The organism is Pseudomonas sp. PvP009, assembly GCF_017832995.1.
Taxonomy (GTDB): Bacteria; Pseudomonadota; Gammaproteobacteria; order Pseudomonadales; family Pseudomonadaceae; genus Aquipseudomonas; species Aquipseudomonas syringae.
Genome location: NZ_JAFIBG010000001.1, coordinates 554,837 through 569,845, shown reverse-complemented (window position 1 = coordinate 569,845; position 15,009 = coordinate 554,837). Strand labels below are relative to the sequence as shown.

The following is a 15,009-nucleotide window of genomic DNA, read 5'->3' as shown; positions in this document are numbered from 1 at the left end:
TCCACCCAACGCCCAACGAATCAAACAAAAAACCGCTCCTTCAACGGCACCAGCGCCGCCCCCAGCGCCGCCGCATCCCCATTCGTCTCGCTCAGCAATAACTGCGGCCGAGGCGGTGGAGAGTTGTAGCGATGGGTGCCCCAGAAGGTCGTCGCGGCGATCAGGCGTTTTCCCAATTCAGGCGGCAATTGCCCGCCAAACACCACGGCCTGCGGATCGAACAACCCGGCCAGTGCGTTGATCAGGCGATCCAGTGTGGGCTTGACGCGTGTCAGCCAGGTATTCACACCGGGCCAGTCGGGGTCGAAGCGCAGGCGCAGGTCTTCGATCGAGTCGACCTGCATGCCGCTCTGATGCAGGTCTTCGAGCAAGTAACGCAAAGCCGGGCGGTTTATCGATTCTTCGTCGTTGTAGAGGGTGATCTCGCCTGCGTTGCCGTGGCTGCCGAAATACGGTTTGCCGTTGATGACGACGCCCGCGCCGAAACCGAAGTTGAACGACAGGTAGATGAAGTTGCTGGCCCAGGCGCCCACGCCCACCAGGCTTTCGCCGATGGCTGCGGTGGTGGCGTTGTTTTCCAGCCAGACCGGCATGCCGAAACGTTCTTCCAGCACCGGTTGCAGGTCCATCAATGACCAGTCGCGCAGCGGTTCAGGCGCATTGATCTGGCGGTTTTCAAGAAAAAAGCCGGCAATCGCGAAGCCCATGCCGACGACGCGTTGCGCTTCGATACCGTTGCGCTGAAGCATGCGCTCGATGGTCTTTTCCAGCGAATCCAGGGTGCTGTTGCGGCTTAACGGCGGCGTGCGCAGGGTGACTTGTTCCAGCACATTGCAGCCCAGATCGGCGACGCAGACTACTGCCGAGTCGGTGTTGATCGATACACCAATGGCATACACCGCTTCGTTGACCAGTTCGATGCGCGGGCTGGGTTGGCCGCGACCGTTTTTGACGCGCTCGCCACTGCGCAGCAGGCCACGGCTGATCAGTTCTTCGATGAGCCGGTGCACCGACTGCTGAGCCAGGTCCATCTCGGTTGAAACCGTGGCACGGGTGATCGCGCCTCGACGACGAAGGATGTCCAGCAACTTGCGTTCATTGAGGCTCAACGGTTGATGCGAATGAAGTGGCGTGTCGAGGTCGAGAGGCATGGAATCTTCAAATCGTAGGAGGATTAAAACAGTCGGCGTGTGAAGCAGTGTATCGCCCACCATCCATTGCACGCTTCCATCATGAAAATTTAATAAAAGTCACGCAGGTCACAAATACTACACACAACCTGTATTAAATGGCATTGAGTTCTTGTGAGTGTCCTCATGCCTTCCATCCGTAAGATGCTTTCCGCGCTGGCCCTGCTGCCGCTCGCGACACACTCCTTCGCTGCACCGGCCGAGTTCTGGTACAGCCACAGTGGCGCGGCCGGGAGCGCCATCGCGGATCTGTGCAGAAGCTTCAATTCACAACGTGAAGAAAGTGATCGCCTGCACTGTGTTTCCCAAGGCAGCTATGAGCAGACGCTGCAGAAAACCGTTGCTGCTTACCGGGCGGGCATAGGCCCGGCACTGGTGGAGATTTACGACGTCGCCACGCCTGACATGCTCTTGGGCGGTGCCACCCGACCTGTCGAGGCGATCATGGCCGATCATCACAGGGCCTATCCCGACGACACCTTTCTGCCAGCCTTGCGGCGCTACTACGCCGACGATCACGGCACGCTCGCGGCGCAGCCTTTTGCGGCGTCCACAGCCGTGCTCTACACGCACAGAAATGCGTTGGCTGCTGCCGGGATCAGTGCGCCACCCGCCACGTGGGAAGCGTTTGCGGATGCCTTGCGAGCCCTGAAGAAAAGCGGCCAGAAATGCCCGGTCGTCAGCGCGTTTGCACCCTGGATCTGGCTGGAGCAGGCCAGCGCAGCGCAAGGCACTGACGTTGCGATTCGCTCCGCAGGCAGTGACCGCTACCAGTTCGACAAAGGCGCCCATCTGCGCCTTATGAAAGACCTCGCGCAATGGACTCGCGAAGGTCTGGTGGTCCATGAGGACTCAACCCGCAGCGGCCAGCAGGCACTGGCGTTTGCCACCGACGACTGCGCCATGCTGATCGACTCCACCGGGGCGTGGAATGTTGTGCACAGCACGCTCAGATCCGATATCCAGGTCACGGCACTGCCAATTTACGCGGGTACCCAGCGACGCGCCAACGTCCCCGGAGGTTCCTCGCTGTGGGTGATGCGCGGGCATTCCGTGAGGGATTATCGGCTGGTCTCGGAATTCCTGGCTTTCGTGCTGCAACCGGACAACCAGTTGATGTTCAGCGCACGGACAGGCTACCTGCCCGTCACTCAGGCTGGCGCTGCACGTTTGCAATCTGCTGCCAGCGAGCCATCGGCGATCACGGTCGGACTGACAGTGCTCAACGATATCGACGGTCAGCCTTCCGCGCCTTTGCGCTGCGGTTTTATCACGCTGATGCGTCTGATCTGGTCACAGGAAATGGAGAATGCGCTCGCGGGTCGCCAGAGCATCGATCTGGCCCTGCGCCAGACGACGCTGCGCGCCAACGAGCTGTTGGGTCTGTTTCAGCAGATGCACCAGGCCCAGGCCAGCAATGAGTCAAACGAGGCAACGCCATGAAACCGCGTGCACATTTCCCACAGCCGCGTCTGGCGCTGCTGTTCGCCCTGCCGCAACTGCTGGCACTCGGACTGTTTTTTTATTGGCCTGCGGTCCAGGCCATCTGGTGGTCGTTTCATCTGGTGCCGCCCTTCGGCGGTAATGAAATCTTCGTTGGCCTGAGCAACTATTGGCGTGTGCTGAAAGACCCCGGCGTGCTGGCGTCGCTGGGCTCGACGCTGGTGTTCAGCTTATCGAGCGTCGTGCTTTCGATCGTCATCGCGCTGGTGCTCGCGCTGTGCCTGGAACTGAAACTGCGCGGCAACGCCGTGTTTCGCAACCTGCTGATCTGGCCCTACGCGGTATCGGGCGCAACCATCGGTATCGTCTTTCATGTGCTGGCCAATCCGGTGATGGGCATCTTCGCCTGGCTCAACGCGATTGCACCCGGCACCTGGGCGCCCTACTCCAGCCCGATACAGAGCATGCTGTTGCTGATCGTGGCGTATGCCTGGTGCCTGGTGCCGTTCAACTTCGTGATGCTGGTCGCCAGCCTGAAATCGGTGCCCGACGACTACCTCGCCGCTGCTGCACTGGATGGAGCCGGTCCCTTGCGGCGCATGCTTGACATACAACTGCCCCTGATCGCGCCCTATCTGCTGTTCGTGTTTGTCATCGACCTGCTGGAAAGCCTGTCGAACAGTTTCGGGCTGGTCGACACCCTCACCCAAGGCGGACCTGGCGACACCACCAATGTGCTGGCCTACAAGATTTACACCGACGGTTTCATGGGCCTGGATCTGGCCGGCTCATCGACCCTGTCAGTGCTCATGCTGCTGGCGGTGGTGGCGCTGAGCGTCGCTCAATTCAAACTCCTGTCGCGCTTCCAGCGCCGCGGGGTGAAAGCATGATCGAGCATAACCGGCTGTTCAACGCAGGCGCTTACCTGTTGCTGATCCTGGGGCTGCTGTTCGCGCTGGGCCCGCTGTACATGGCGGTCTGCTCGGCGACCGTCAGCAATCCACAACTGTTCGCCCACGGCCTTGCGGTGATACCCGGCGACCAACTGCTTGAGAATCTGCAGCAGGTCACCCGGCGTCTCGATCTGCTGCGCGTGCTGGGCAACAGTCTGCTGGTCGCCACGCTGGTGGTGATCGGCAAGCTGACGCTCTCGGCGCTGACGGCCTTTGCCGTGGTGTACTTTCGCAGCCGCTACAGTTCGGTGATTTTCTTCGCTGTGCTGGGGGCGCTGCTGCTGCCGCTGGAAGTAAGGATCATCCCCACGTATTCGGTGGCCAGCGATCTGCTCGCCCCCGTACGCAGCCTGTTGCACTGGCTGGGCATTCAATGGCTGCCGCTGCCGACCATCAATTTGCTGGACAGTTACCCCGGCCTCGCCCTGCCGCTGATTGCTTCGGCCACCGGCACCTTCCTGTTCCGGCAGTTCTACCAGACGCTGCCCGCTGAACTGGTCGAGGCCGCACGCATGGACGGTGCCGGGCCTTGGCGGTTCTTCATCGACATCCTGCTACCACTGTCGAAGACCAACTTTGCAGCGCTCGGCACGCTGGTGTTCATCGGCGCCTGGAAGGACTACCTGTGGCCGCTGGTCGCAACCAATCGCGAGGACATGCGCACGCTGGTGCTGGGCGTCGCCAGCTTCCTGCCAACCGATGCAACCCAGGTCCCCGAGTGGAACCTGCTGATGGCCGCTGCTGTGGTCAGCATGCTGCCGCCCATCCTCGTCATTGCGCTCATGCAGCGATGGTTTGTCAAAGGCCTGATTGGAGTCGGTAAATGAACGCGCTCACCCCTATTACCTGCGCGCCGGATATTGTCCTCAAAGGCCTGCACAAAACCTATGGCGCAGAACCCATCCTTCACGGGCTCGATCTGGTTTTCAAGGCGGGCGAACTCAACGTCATCCTCGGTCCGTCCGGGTGTGGCAAGTCCACGTTGCTGCGCATGGTGGCCGGGCTGGAAGAGGCAAGCCAAGGGCAGATTCTAATGGGCGGCCGCGACGTTACGCGCCTGCCGCCCAAGGAACGCGGCTGCGCCATGGTGTTTCAGAACTACGCGCTCTACCCGCACATGAGCGTGGCCGACAATATCGGCTACGCGCTCAAACTGGCGCGGGTTGCACGCAAGGAGCGTGAGCAACGCATCCGCGAGTGCGCAGCGTCACTGGGCCTGGAGGACCTGCTGCAACGCAAGCCCGGAGAGCTTTCCGGCGGCCAGCGCCAGCGCGTCGCCATCGGTCGGGCGTTGATCCGCAAACCGCCAGTGCTGCTGTTCGATGAGCCGCTGTGCAATCTGGACAGCGCGCTGCGTCATGAAATGCGTCTGTTGATTCGCAGCCTGCACCGGCAGACCGGCGCGACGATCCTGTATGTCACTCATGATCAGACCGAAGCCATGACCCTCGCCGAGCGCGTGGTAATTCTCGACAAAGGCCGTGTCGAGCAGATCGGCACGCCGGCCGAGATCTACGATCAACCCGCCAGCACATTCGTCGCCAGCTTCATCGGCACGCCGCCGATGAACCTGCTGCCGGTGCATTGCCTCGACGACAGGATTTTGCTGCTCGCCGATGGGCAGCGTTTGCCCATCAAGCTCGGCATTGCCAGCAACCGGACCGGCAAATGGCTGATGGGCCTGCGCCCCGAGACCTTCATGCTCGACCAGGAAGGCGTGACTGCCACAGTGGAGTCTTCGGAAAATCTGGGCAGCCACACGCTGCTGTATTGCCAACTGGCTGGAACGCGCTGCGTTGTCAGCCTGGCCGGACGGCAACATCAGATACCCGGCACCCAGGTTCGACTCGCGATCAACTCCACGCCCTTACTGTTCGATATCGAGACCGGCCAACGCCAGCTCGTGACTTTCTCCCACACCACCAAGTGACCCGCCATGCTCAAACCTGCTCCCCTCGTCCGCTCGTCCCTGATTGCCCATCGCGGTGCCAAGGCTTACGTGCCGGAAAACACTCTGCTGGCCCTGGAAAAAGCTGCCGCATGCGGCGCCGAGTGGGTCGAAATCGACGTGAAGCTGACCCGTGATGGCCAGCCGGTCGTGATTCATGACGACTTGCTGGACCGCACTACCAACGGGCGCGGCGCCGTCGTGCTGCATGAGCTGAAAGCTATCCGCATGCTGGACGCGGGCAGTTGGTTCGCGCCTGAATTCGCCGGCCTTCAGGTCCCGACTTTTGAAGAGATCGTGGCCTGTGCGTTGCGCCTGAACCTGGGTTTGCAGGTCGAACTCAAGCCGACCATTGGCGACGATGTCGAGACGGCGGAAGTGGTGATGCCGATCCTCAAAAATCTGTGGCCCGCCGACAACGATCGGTTATTCGTCTCCAGCTTTTCGGTGCGCTCGCTAACGGCCGCCCGCCGCTTGTGGAACGACGTACCACTGGCTATCGCCTCCGTGGTGGCGCCTGCCGACCCGGTCGCGCTGTTGGCCGAATATGACTGCCGGATACTCCACGTACTTGACGATATGCTCGATGACCATCACCTTGTTCGCCTGAAAAGCAGCGGCGTCGAATTCGCCGTGGCTACCATCAACAGCCCGAAGCGTGCGCACTACCTGCTGGAACATGGCGCACAGTCGATTCTCAGTGATTACCCGGACTTGTTGAACCTGCCGAACGGAGGCTGTCTGCAATGAACAACCGACTCAGCGTCGCGATGCAAGCCGTAGAAAAAGCCACTGGCCTGGCCATGGCGTATTTTAACGACCGCCACACCCTCGACATCACCACCAAAAGCGCGCAAGACCTCGTCTCCCGCGCCGACTTTGAAGTGGAACAACTGCTGCGTGCAGAACTGAGCAAACACTTCCCCGACGATACAATCCTGGGCGAAGAAATGGGCGGCGAATTCATCACCGACGGCTGGGTTATCGACCCCATCGACGGCACCGGCAACTACCTGCGCGGCACCCCATTGTGGGGAATCGCGGTGGCGTACATGTCGGCAGGCGAGCCCGAAATAGGCGTCGTTGCCTATCCGGCACTGGGTTACACCCTGGCAGCCCGCACGGGCGATGGCTTGCTGCGCAACGGCGTCCCCTTTGTCCGCCCTCAACCACCCGAGCACCTGCGCATCGCTGGCGTCGGTGAAAACACCCGCTGGGATGCCGAAGAGATGGGCAAACTGCACCTGAGCCTGCGCCGACAGGGCTGGGGCCTTGCTGGTTATCGCTGCGCCACCATCGGCCTGGCGTTCGCCGCTTTGGGGCAGACGGACGGCTACATGGAGAAATTCACCAGCCTGTGGGACATCGCAGCGGGCGCAGTGATCTGCCGGGAGGCCGGGTTGTTGTGCACGATTGAAGGCGAGCAGAAGCAAGGCTCGATGACGGTGATGGTAGGCCGTGAGGAGTTGATGGGGATTTTTGGTGCGTGATGCGCCGGGCTAGTCGACGCAGTTTTCTGACTGCGTTTGTCCGACTGCTGGCGTGCCTGCCCTTCGTCAGCAGCAGGCTGCTGGCGGCACAAACCTTTACCGCATTGCACCAGCCTGCAGCCGAGAAAGGCATACGGTTCGGCTTTGCAGTTGATCCGACAAAGCTGAATGACGACGCGGCCTATAGGCAACTGGTCGCCCTTCAGGCCAGCATCCTGGTCCCGGAAAATGCCTTGAAGTGGCAGACCGTCCACCCCGAACCAGAGCGTTACAACTTCGCGCCCGCCGACGCAATCGCGGCGTTTGCCAAAGCGCATGACCAGCGTATGCGCGGGCACACCTTCTGCTGGCATCGCTCTTTACCCGACTGGGTTCACCACACCGTCACCCCGATGAACGCGGAAGCGGTGCTGACGGCGCACATCAGTACCGTCGCCAGCCATTATCGCGGCCTCATCAGCGCATGGGACGTCGTCAACGAAGCCATCCAGCTGGAGGACGGCCAGCCTGACGGGCTGCGCAATTCATTCTGGTATCAGATGCTCGGGCCTCGCTATCTGGACATAGCCTTCAAGGCTGCGCACAAGGCCGACCCGGACGCCCTGCTCTGCTACAACGATTACGGCCTGGAAAAGGATACCCATTACGGCGAAAGCCGACGCACTGCCGTGCTCGCCATGCTGCGCAGTCTCAAGCAGCGGGGCATTCCGATACACGGCCTGGGCATTCAGTCCCACCTGCGTGCAGGCGACACATTTGGTCCGGGCCTGTCTCGCTTTATTCTGGCAGTGCGTGATATGGGATTGTCGATCCACATCACGGAACTCGACGTCGACGACAGCCACTTGACTGGGTCCATCGCAGATCGTGATGGATCAGTTGCAGCGACTTATAAGCGGTATCTCGACGTGGTGCTTGCCACGCGCTCGGTGTCTACCGTTATTACGTGGGGCGTTTGGGACAGCCCGCATGTTGCCGGCGCCACGGCCAGCAACGGGCCGTTGGCACAACGGGCATTGGTTTTCGGGCAGCGGGGTGAGGTGAAGCCTGCGAGTTGGGTGGTTGAGCATTGTTTCGAAAACGCGCAAATGCAGAAGGATACGCGGCTTTAGAGGCTCAGCGGCTTCACGTCAGCAGTACAGCCGGAGTGGTTCAGCGCTTTCTGACGCCTGAAAACGACGAAGCCCCCGATATACGGGGGCTACGGTTCTGGAACTGAACAGCAGGTACCAGCTATATCCTAGAACGGTAGTTCACATAAGCAGGAAAACAGATAAAAACAATTCTTCCAACCCCCTAATTCTTCGAGGATATCCCGACTGAAAGCGTGATCTCTACGATAAACGTAGAGAACACTCGCACTGGACTCACTGCGACTGCTTGCCTCCGCCTTCCCCCTAACTCTTGCGTAAAGCATATTGTTGACGCTGACGCCGATTTGACCCATATGCCGAGATGTCACTGACCCAGTCCGATTCCTCGAAAAACATTACCTGGGCAGGGGTTGTGCCGATGTGGAGGTGGGGCAGTCCCGCGTCGGCAAGTCGGCGCAAAGCGGCTTGCGTTGCCTCGGCGTTTGACGGGTGCGACGATGTCTTCAGGGTCTTCGTCAGCATTATCAGCGACGAGTACAGCGACACGCTCGGCCTCGTTAAACGGTGCAAGCTGCGGGATTTGAGGGTCGACGGTTTGCTCGGATTTACGACCGAACAAACGGTCGCGCAGCAACTTGATTTGCTATTTCAGGTCGAGGATCTGACTGTGTTGAGCACGGCGTTCCGCAAGCAGTATTTGCCTGAGTAGAACAGGGTCATCAGGAAGATCATCGGACATCGAAATCATGCCCGGATTATACCCGTCAGGCGACGAATCTTGGAGTCAGAACTTGATGAGGACGGTTGCGCCACAGATCAAAGCCGTCGAGCATCCAGTTCAGTTCCTGAACCGTCAGTACAATCGCCTCGTCGCGTATATCAGGCGATGTTTTGAAGCGCTCGGCTTCCAGGCGCTTGAGCCAAAGGCAAAAATTTAGGAGTTAGAAACGTCTACGAAATTCGGGTAGATTCATTGTCACATCATTTGGCTCCCGAAAACCTAAATCAAATAGTGTCTATTTTGTCCGGTCCGACTATTCTGAGAACGCAGTCGGTACCAATGAACAGCCGCAACCAAACCGGCCCAACCACTTTAATACTGACCAAGGGTACTCCTGATGGCGAACATTGTAATTAACTCAGGAATTAGTATACAAGAAGCGAATTTTTTTGAGGCCGGCATGGATCTCTGATAGAGACCTCCTTCGCAAGCATGGAAGAGTTGGTTTTTCAATGAGATATATCTGAAAACTATCTCTAGTGTTTTTTTGTGTGTGGGGCAATTAAAATAATTATCTATTTGGTGTGCGGAGATTATTAGTAATCAAGAACCAAATTGATGTATCTATCAAACCCTGTCGGTATGCCGCACTCAGATAACGTATCATAAATGCGAGACAGGGTGTCGCTCTGTCTGAATATTAAATCACCCACTGAGAAACGATACAGCTCAATACTCCTATCGTATCCTGCATCATAGGCATCTTTGCACCAAGCGTCTATCGCTGTATTGGAAAGTGTAAACGGCGGCGGCAATTTCTGAAATTCTTTCGAATAAAATTCTAGGACTTGCCTATAATGATTCCTCGCTTTAAAAGCTCGCTCGTTATAAGTGATTAAGCTTTGTAGCTCGCCATTGCTAATTCCGTAGTCCTTCGCGACATTAGAAATCCAATTGGTCGAAATCCTTATAGTGTTAAAGATCCATTCACGAGACGGCAGCTTTTTTCTTAAACCAGCTTTTCCCTGGCGTACAAATGATCGAAGATCTTGGTAAAGATGGTCAAAGTTTGAAAACGAATTAAGGCCGCGTACAGCTTTGTCTGAACCATAAAGATTTAGTTGCAGGTGCAGGGATATGTAGACTCTCCTTATGGCGCTGTATATCTGTATACACTCAAAACCTACGGCATCGTTATTATTAAGTGCAGATGCGCTTGATTTTAATTTTTGGTATTGAGAAGCAAGAAACTCCTTCGTTATTATGTGCTTATTAGGCTGGGGGCACTGAACGTGATTAGACTGGCAAAATAACAATTTCGCCTCTTGATAGATAGTCCAAGCTAAATCAGAGCCTGTTTCGAACATGGTCGTTAACTGTTTTTTTGATATTATTTCTACCTCATTCTCAATGCATATTCCAAGATCATCTTTAACTCGGCAAATCAAGTGAAAAGGATCTAACTCAGATACTATCAATAAATCCAGATCAGAGAATTCGTCTTGCTCACCTCGTGCGGCGGAGCCATATAAATAAATGGCTTCTACGTCTTTACCATACATCATGAACTGATGGGTAACTTTATCGAGACTAATCATGGAAGGTGCGCCATTTCGCTGTCAAACTTGCTACTAGTGAAGTATTCAGCTCGTTCGAAAACCTTTTGTAAAAGCGATTGATCGACAAGCTTGTTTTCAAGCAAAAAACAAAGAACGAAAAGAGAGCGCAACTGGATATAGGGTTTTATTGGACCTGATGTTATGCTGGTGTTGAGCTCGTTATACCCTCGAAGCAGCGCCTGAATATTTTCTCTAACTTCATATTTTTTGACGATGAGGTTGTACGCCATAACACCTAAGTCAAAATTCCGATTTGCCAGCTTAGAATCTTCAAGGTCTATAAAGTATATAACGCCATTTACATATTTTGCGTTCCCTAACCATGCATCACCATGTGAAAGGACTGCGCAATCAGTCGAGGCCAGTGCTTGTATCGAGTAGCAATTATCGAGGAGTTTTGATGCTAAAGGCTTTGGTATGTAAGAGTGCTTTTCTATTGAGCTCCTGATTCTATAGCATTCGCTTTCAATGGAAAAAATACGAGAGGTATATTGTAAGAGAAAAGATGTTGGTGTCCTGTGAATTTCTGCTAACGCTTTAGAAAATAGAAATATATCTCTGGGATCGCTAGTTAAAGTTCGCCCACCAACATGAGTATACAGAACAGCCAACCTGTCTTCGCCTGCTAGTGTTAGATTAATATATTCATCGCCATTAATAGAGTTTATAGCAGTGGCCACGCCAATGCCGCTTGCAGATAGCCTATTTATGACGTGCATTTCAAAAGATATGTCGATTTTATCTCTTGATGCGGAAAATATCTTTAAATAATATTTTGTGTTTTTGCATTCGACTCTCAATGTGTAATTCATACCTTTTACAAGCAGTTCTATATTCGTAATGCTCGTCGGAAAACTGAAATTGGCATTTAATACTTTCTTTATATCCCTAATGAATTGTTCGTTGTAAGGCGCTGAGCTAGACATGAGCGTACTCCCGAACGATGCCTTCTATTGCAGCGGCTTCCGGATCCATACCCGAACAATCAGGGATGTCAGCTGATGGCAGATTGATTTTTTGATCCATCCAGTCTGCAAGCAGATAGGCAATGCCACCGGCAGCTAAGGCTGCATCCCGCTTCCCCGCGGTCATTCGAGAAAATGAGCGGAAGCTGGCATTTTCATCAGTTGGGGCTTCAATGTCACGCCCCAAGAAAAAGTTAACCGGGAATTTCAGGACGCGAAAAAGCACGCCCAAACTTTCGGGTGTTGGATCCTGAGCGCCGGTTTCATGGAGCGTGATGAGCTTACTGTTGAGACCTGCATAATCAGCGAGCAATTTCTTGGTATAGCTACGGCGCTGCCTAGCGAGGATTAGCCGGTTTTGATTGAAATCGCTCAATTCGTGCATTATCTCGGTGTCACGGAGATACCTAAATCAGGGCCTAGGGTCGGACCTTGGAGTGGATTTGGCTCGTTGAGTTGCAGCGGCGGCACTAAGGCTCTTATGTCGAACTATTTATTCTACTATTTCCGTGTAAAGAAAAAGCCCCGACCTCTTTACAGAGACGGGGCTTTCATTTATGTCAGAAATCTCTTTGATTACTTAGGCTTTAGCCATATCACAACCAAAAATATCTTTACATTCTAGCCTTATGAGATTCAAAATGGTTATGAACACCAGAAAGCTCACTATCCTAGCGAGTGAGTGAGTGAATGAGCCATGAATCATTGAAAATAAACCCTACAACCGCTAATCCAAAAAAACAAAAAGTAAAAAAAAACGTAAGGTTTTTGTGAAAAACCAGCTCTTAATCCCGAAAAACTTTACACAATTCAAAGCCTGCCTAAACTCGATATGATCAACTGAACCGCAGCCAAATCCCGACGAACGGTATACGGGATCAAGCGACAGCTGCTGGCTTTGGGCAAATGCCTATTCAATCGAACCACGCGCTACTCCAGTCGCTTCGGCTAGCAATGGGAGCTTCCAGCGCTAAAACGACTACTCATGGATCTGAAGAGTTTTAGCGTGTGCTCTCGCATCTTGGGTGCATGGCTTATAGCTTGCCTATCGAAAGTTCTTCGGCAGATTCCACTTTTTCCGGTAGTACCTACCTCGTCTGCGACATGAATGTCAGCTCTGCAGCCACCGCCTCACCACTCACCTTACCCACCCTAACCTTTGCGACCTGCGTCTCATCTTCTAGAGCCCTGAAACGCAAATTGAGACCTTTGATTAGATAACGGTTAGTCCTATCAAAATCCTGCCCATCCCCCTCGCTGTAACTTCCTGGCCGAAACGAAATCAGGTTCATTTCTAGCAAGAGCGTAACAGCCATGCTGACTGAGTGACGAGGTATACCTGTCAGATCCGAAATTCTGTCGTAACTGATCACTGTAAGACCATGCCCATCTTTTCCATCCTTGCTCCGCATTGCGATCAGAGCGATGTAGGCCTTAAGCGCTTGCAACGAAATGCGCTTGTGAAACTTGAAAGCGTTGAGCTTAACCAGTCGCTGCTCCGGCTTCGGCGCTCGCTCTTCACCCGCGCCTCTACCATGGTACAGCCAGCTTTTCGGGATCTTGGCGAAGCCTTTATCTTCCAACCACCGAGTTACATAGATGATAGAGCCGGCACGCGAGTTAGGGCTGTCACGCCGCAAAAGTTGATGAGCCTCCAAAATTCGAAGCGAACGAGCGATCACCGAGCGGGACACACCCACAAGCTCAGACAGCTCCGGATACGTGGTTCTGGCAATACCTGTCTCGTACTTCGCTCGGGTGCACACGGCGAGATAGACCTTAAGCGCTGCTATCGATGAGTTCAGATGGGTGACGTCAAGCTTACCAGCACCATTTCTGTCGCTGAACCCGGCAAGCCCTCCTCCCATTACCCACCGATTTGGCATCTTCGCCCACATCAGATTCATTTTTGCTTCCTCAGCAAGGCGAAGCTGAGCACCAGGGCGACACATAGCGCCAGAGTAAGCGGGTCAGCTGACATAGCTTTGTCGATCAAAGTAAGGACTTCGTTCATGAAAAAGGGCTCCGTTAGTTTCGATAGCCCAGAAATTAATGATCTCTGCCCGTTGAATCTAGATATAGGCGGAGCGTTAGATTGTCCTTACCCCCTTATAAAACGGGGCTTCCGAGGTTTTCAAAACAAATTTATTAGTTCATTCGACCTTTCGGAGTACATATCATTATTCTGATATTGATGTCAATTTTTTGATATCATCATCAATATTTAAATATTGATGATGCGCTCATGACTCCCATTAGCTCGCAACAGCTGCAATTTCACCTCGACCGGCCCAGCCGCCGAGTCAGGCTAGTAGAGCAAGATGATGGCTTCGTCCTACACGTTCGTCATAGCGAGACCACACACGTGTTACACGCGCAGCGAAACCATGTGCGAGTGTTCAAATGCATTACCCGTGCAGCTGAATTACTACGTCGCTACGGCGTGGCCAAGTTCACAGTGGTGCTGCAAGGGCAACCTCCGGAAGAAGACGATGAAGATCTCATCGGTTCATCACAGTCGTGGCCCACTAACAAAGGGGAAGGACAAAGAAAGCATACCCGCAGACCTGTAACCTCCTTCGATTTCGACGACGAGTAATCCTGAGGCTCGATCCTGCCATCTTGGGGTCTCAGGCTGATGGAAAGCATCCAGGTAAGGTCACTATAGAATTACCAATCGGGCTCTGGCTCGGTACCCAAATGAATCGACATAACCAGCGCACGGCGGTAATGCAAGGGGGTGGCGTTCAACTCTAAAGAAAGTAGTCGGTCGGCGGCACCAACCAAGGCGTTAATCCGCTCGCGCGGCACTGCTACATACGCAACCAACCGTGTCCCGCTCGCTGCCATAGACCCTATTCCTTTTGGGGGAGCTATGTCCTGCATCAATCGAGGATCTGCGTAGAGCTGGCACTCGGCCTCTGGGTATTTGAAATTCTCCGGATAGAGCACTTCGCCCTTCAGCGTCAAGATCATATGTTCATGATAGTGACCTTCGTTGGCCCCCAAGTTATTGGGCAGGGCTAGGCTGAGCGACCACGTAAAATCCCACCCTGATAACTTGATTTGATAGAGGACCCGTTGCTTTTCAAACCTGGGCCGGCCTCGCCGAATGTTAGACTTTTTCACGGCTGTACGGGTCATAGCGACCTCCACCAAACAAACGGCCAGCCGGCCTAGTGAAAATGGTTAGCTGACTCTTGGCTGACCTCAAAAGCATAGTCGTAATGAATGTTGGCCTACAGCCTTAACGGTAATACATGTCTGGTTGATCCAACCACGGCATGCGCCTGATCCGAGACTGTGCCGAAAGCTCAAATGACACCGCCAGTGTCAACGAGCACATTAAATGTCGCACTTGAGCGGAATCAGTGTCGCATCACCAAGGGTGAGGACACCGACGAATACCGATTTTTTTGTTTCAATTTGGACGAGAGCTTGGCTTAGCCAAAGCTACCAGCACACGCCATGCTCTCAGCCCCTTTAGGGATGATTTGATGGACGAAGTGATTGAACATGGTTGTAGACTCATCGAAACAAACCGCACCCTTGCTTGGCCGCTTGGCCGCTTGGCCGCTTGGCCGCT

At 54.5% G+C, this 15,009-nt stretch carries 14 protein-coding genes and 1 pseudogene; 7 read left to right on the top strand and 8 right to left on the bottom strand.

The genetic code is table 11. The annotated features are described in order from the left end of the window. Positions 1–20: 20 nt before the first annotated feature. Positions 21–1,151, bottom strand: a complete 1,131-nt coding sequence (locus JOE29_RS02530; protein ID WP_003391817.1) for an ROK family transcriptional regulator — start codon at positions 1,149–1,151, stop codon at positions 21–23. A gap of 165 nt (positions 1,152–1,316) precedes the next feature. On the opposite strand from JOE29_RS02530, the gene JOE29_RS02525 reads away from it, so the two are divergent. From JOE29_RS02525 to JOE29_RS02495, 7 genes are read left to right on the top strand one after another with little or no spacing between them, the layout of a single operon-like run. Beyond that, entirely contained in the window at positions 1,317–2,633 is a 1,317-nt protein-coding gene (locus JOE29_RS02525) for an extracellular solute-binding protein (RefSeq protein WP_210078766.1), read from the top strand. Next, positions 2,630–3,523, top strand: a complete 894-nt coding sequence (locus JOE29_RS02520) for a sugar ABC transporter permease (protein WP_003391815.1) — start codon at positions 2,630–2,632, stop codon at positions 3,521–3,523. The genes JOE29_RS02525 and JOE29_RS02520 overlap by 4 nt, the downstream gene beginning before the upstream one ends. Further along, positions 3,520–4,413 carry an ABC transporter permease subunit gene (locus JOE29_RS02515; protein WP_210078765.1) on the top strand — a complete coding sequence of 298 codons (894 nt, stop codon included), beginning with the start codon at positions 3,520–3,522 and terminating at the stop codon, positions 4,411–4,413. The genes JOE29_RS02520 and JOE29_RS02515 overlap by 4 nt, the downstream gene beginning before the upstream one ends. Continuing rightward, positions 4,410–5,516 carry a sn-glycerol-3-phosphate ABC transporter ATP-binding protein UgpC gene (gene ugpC, locus JOE29_RS02510; protein WP_004394159.1) on the top strand — a complete coding sequence of 369 codons (1,107 nt, stop codon included), beginning with the start codon at positions 4,410–4,412 and terminating at the stop codon, positions 5,514–5,516. Before JOE29_RS02515 ends, ugpC begins: the two co-directional genes overlap by 4 nt. A 6-nt stretch (positions 5,517–5,522) precedes the next feature. Beyond that, positions 5,523–6,284, top strand: coding sequence for a glycerophosphoryl diester phosphodiesterase (locus JOE29_RS02505; protein ID WP_003317090.1), 762 nt, complete (start codon positions 5,523–5,525; stop codon positions 6,282–6,284). Continuing rightward, positions 6,281–7,024: an inositol monophosphatase family protein gene (locus tag JOE29_RS02500; protein ID WP_003317091.1), complete on the top strand. Its 744-nt coding sequence runs from the start codon at positions 6,281–6,283 to the stop codon at positions 7,022–7,024. Before JOE29_RS02505 ends, JOE29_RS02500 begins: the two co-directional genes overlap by 4 nt. Then, positions 7,024–8,136, top strand: a complete 1,113-nt coding sequence (locus JOE29_RS02495; RefSeq protein WP_058445242.1) for an endo-1,4-beta-xylanase — start codon at positions 7,024–7,026, stop codon at positions 8,134–8,136. Before JOE29_RS02500 ends, JOE29_RS02495 begins: the two co-directional genes overlap by 1 nt. A 425-nt stretch (positions 8,137–8,561) precedes the next feature. Here the strand turns inward: JOE29_RS02495 and JOE29_RS25340 are convergent. The 7 genes and pseudogenes from JOE29_RS25340 to JOE29_RS02460 all read right to left on the bottom strand — a co-directional run. Continuing rightward, positions 8,562–8,866: pseudogene (locus JOE29_RS25340) on the bottom strand (transposase); the annotation flags it as partial. A 16-nt stretch (positions 8,867–8,882) separates the two neighbouring features. Beyond that, the gene (locus JOE29_RS02485; protein ID WP_229621129.1) at positions 8,883–8,996 is read right to left on the bottom strand and encodes a hypothetical protein; all 114 of its coding nucleotides are present in this window, start codon (positions 8,994–8,996) and stop codon (positions 8,883–8,885) included. A 439-nt stretch (positions 8,997–9,435) separates the two neighbouring features. Next, positions 9,436–10,437 carry a nucleotidyltransferase domain-containing protein gene (locus JOE29_RS02480; protein WP_044312276.1) on the bottom strand — a complete coding sequence of 334 codons (1,002 nt, stop codon included), beginning with the start codon at positions 10,435–10,437 and terminating at the stop codon, positions 9,436–9,438. Continuing rightward, complete coding sequence (locus JOE29_RS02475) at positions 10,434–11,384, bottom strand: phosphotransferase (protein ID WP_057406089.1); 951 nt, start codon at positions 11,382–11,384, stop codon at positions 10,434–10,436. Before JOE29_RS02475 ends, JOE29_RS02480 begins: the two co-directional genes overlap by 4 nt. Next, positions 11,377–11,808, bottom strand: a complete 432-nt coding sequence (locus JOE29_RS02470; protein WP_057406088.1) for a hypothetical protein — start codon at positions 11,806–11,808, stop codon at positions 11,377–11,379. The genes JOE29_RS02475 and JOE29_RS02470 overlap by 8 nt, the downstream gene beginning before the upstream one ends. Before the next feature lie 703 nt (positions 11,809–12,511). Further along, a complete protein-coding gene (locus tag JOE29_RS02465) occupies positions 12,512–13,330 on the bottom strand; it encodes a hypothetical protein (protein WP_210078764.1) in 819 nt (272 codons plus the stop codon). 763 nt (positions 13,331–14,093) lie between these two features. Beyond that, positions 14,094–14,567 (bottom strand): hypothetical protein, encoded by a 474-nt coding sequence (locus JOE29_RS02460; protein ID WP_016982045.1) that lies wholly within the window; start codon positions 14,565–14,567, stop codon positions 14,094–14,096. Between the last annotated feature and the right edge of the window lie 442 nt (positions 14,568–15,009).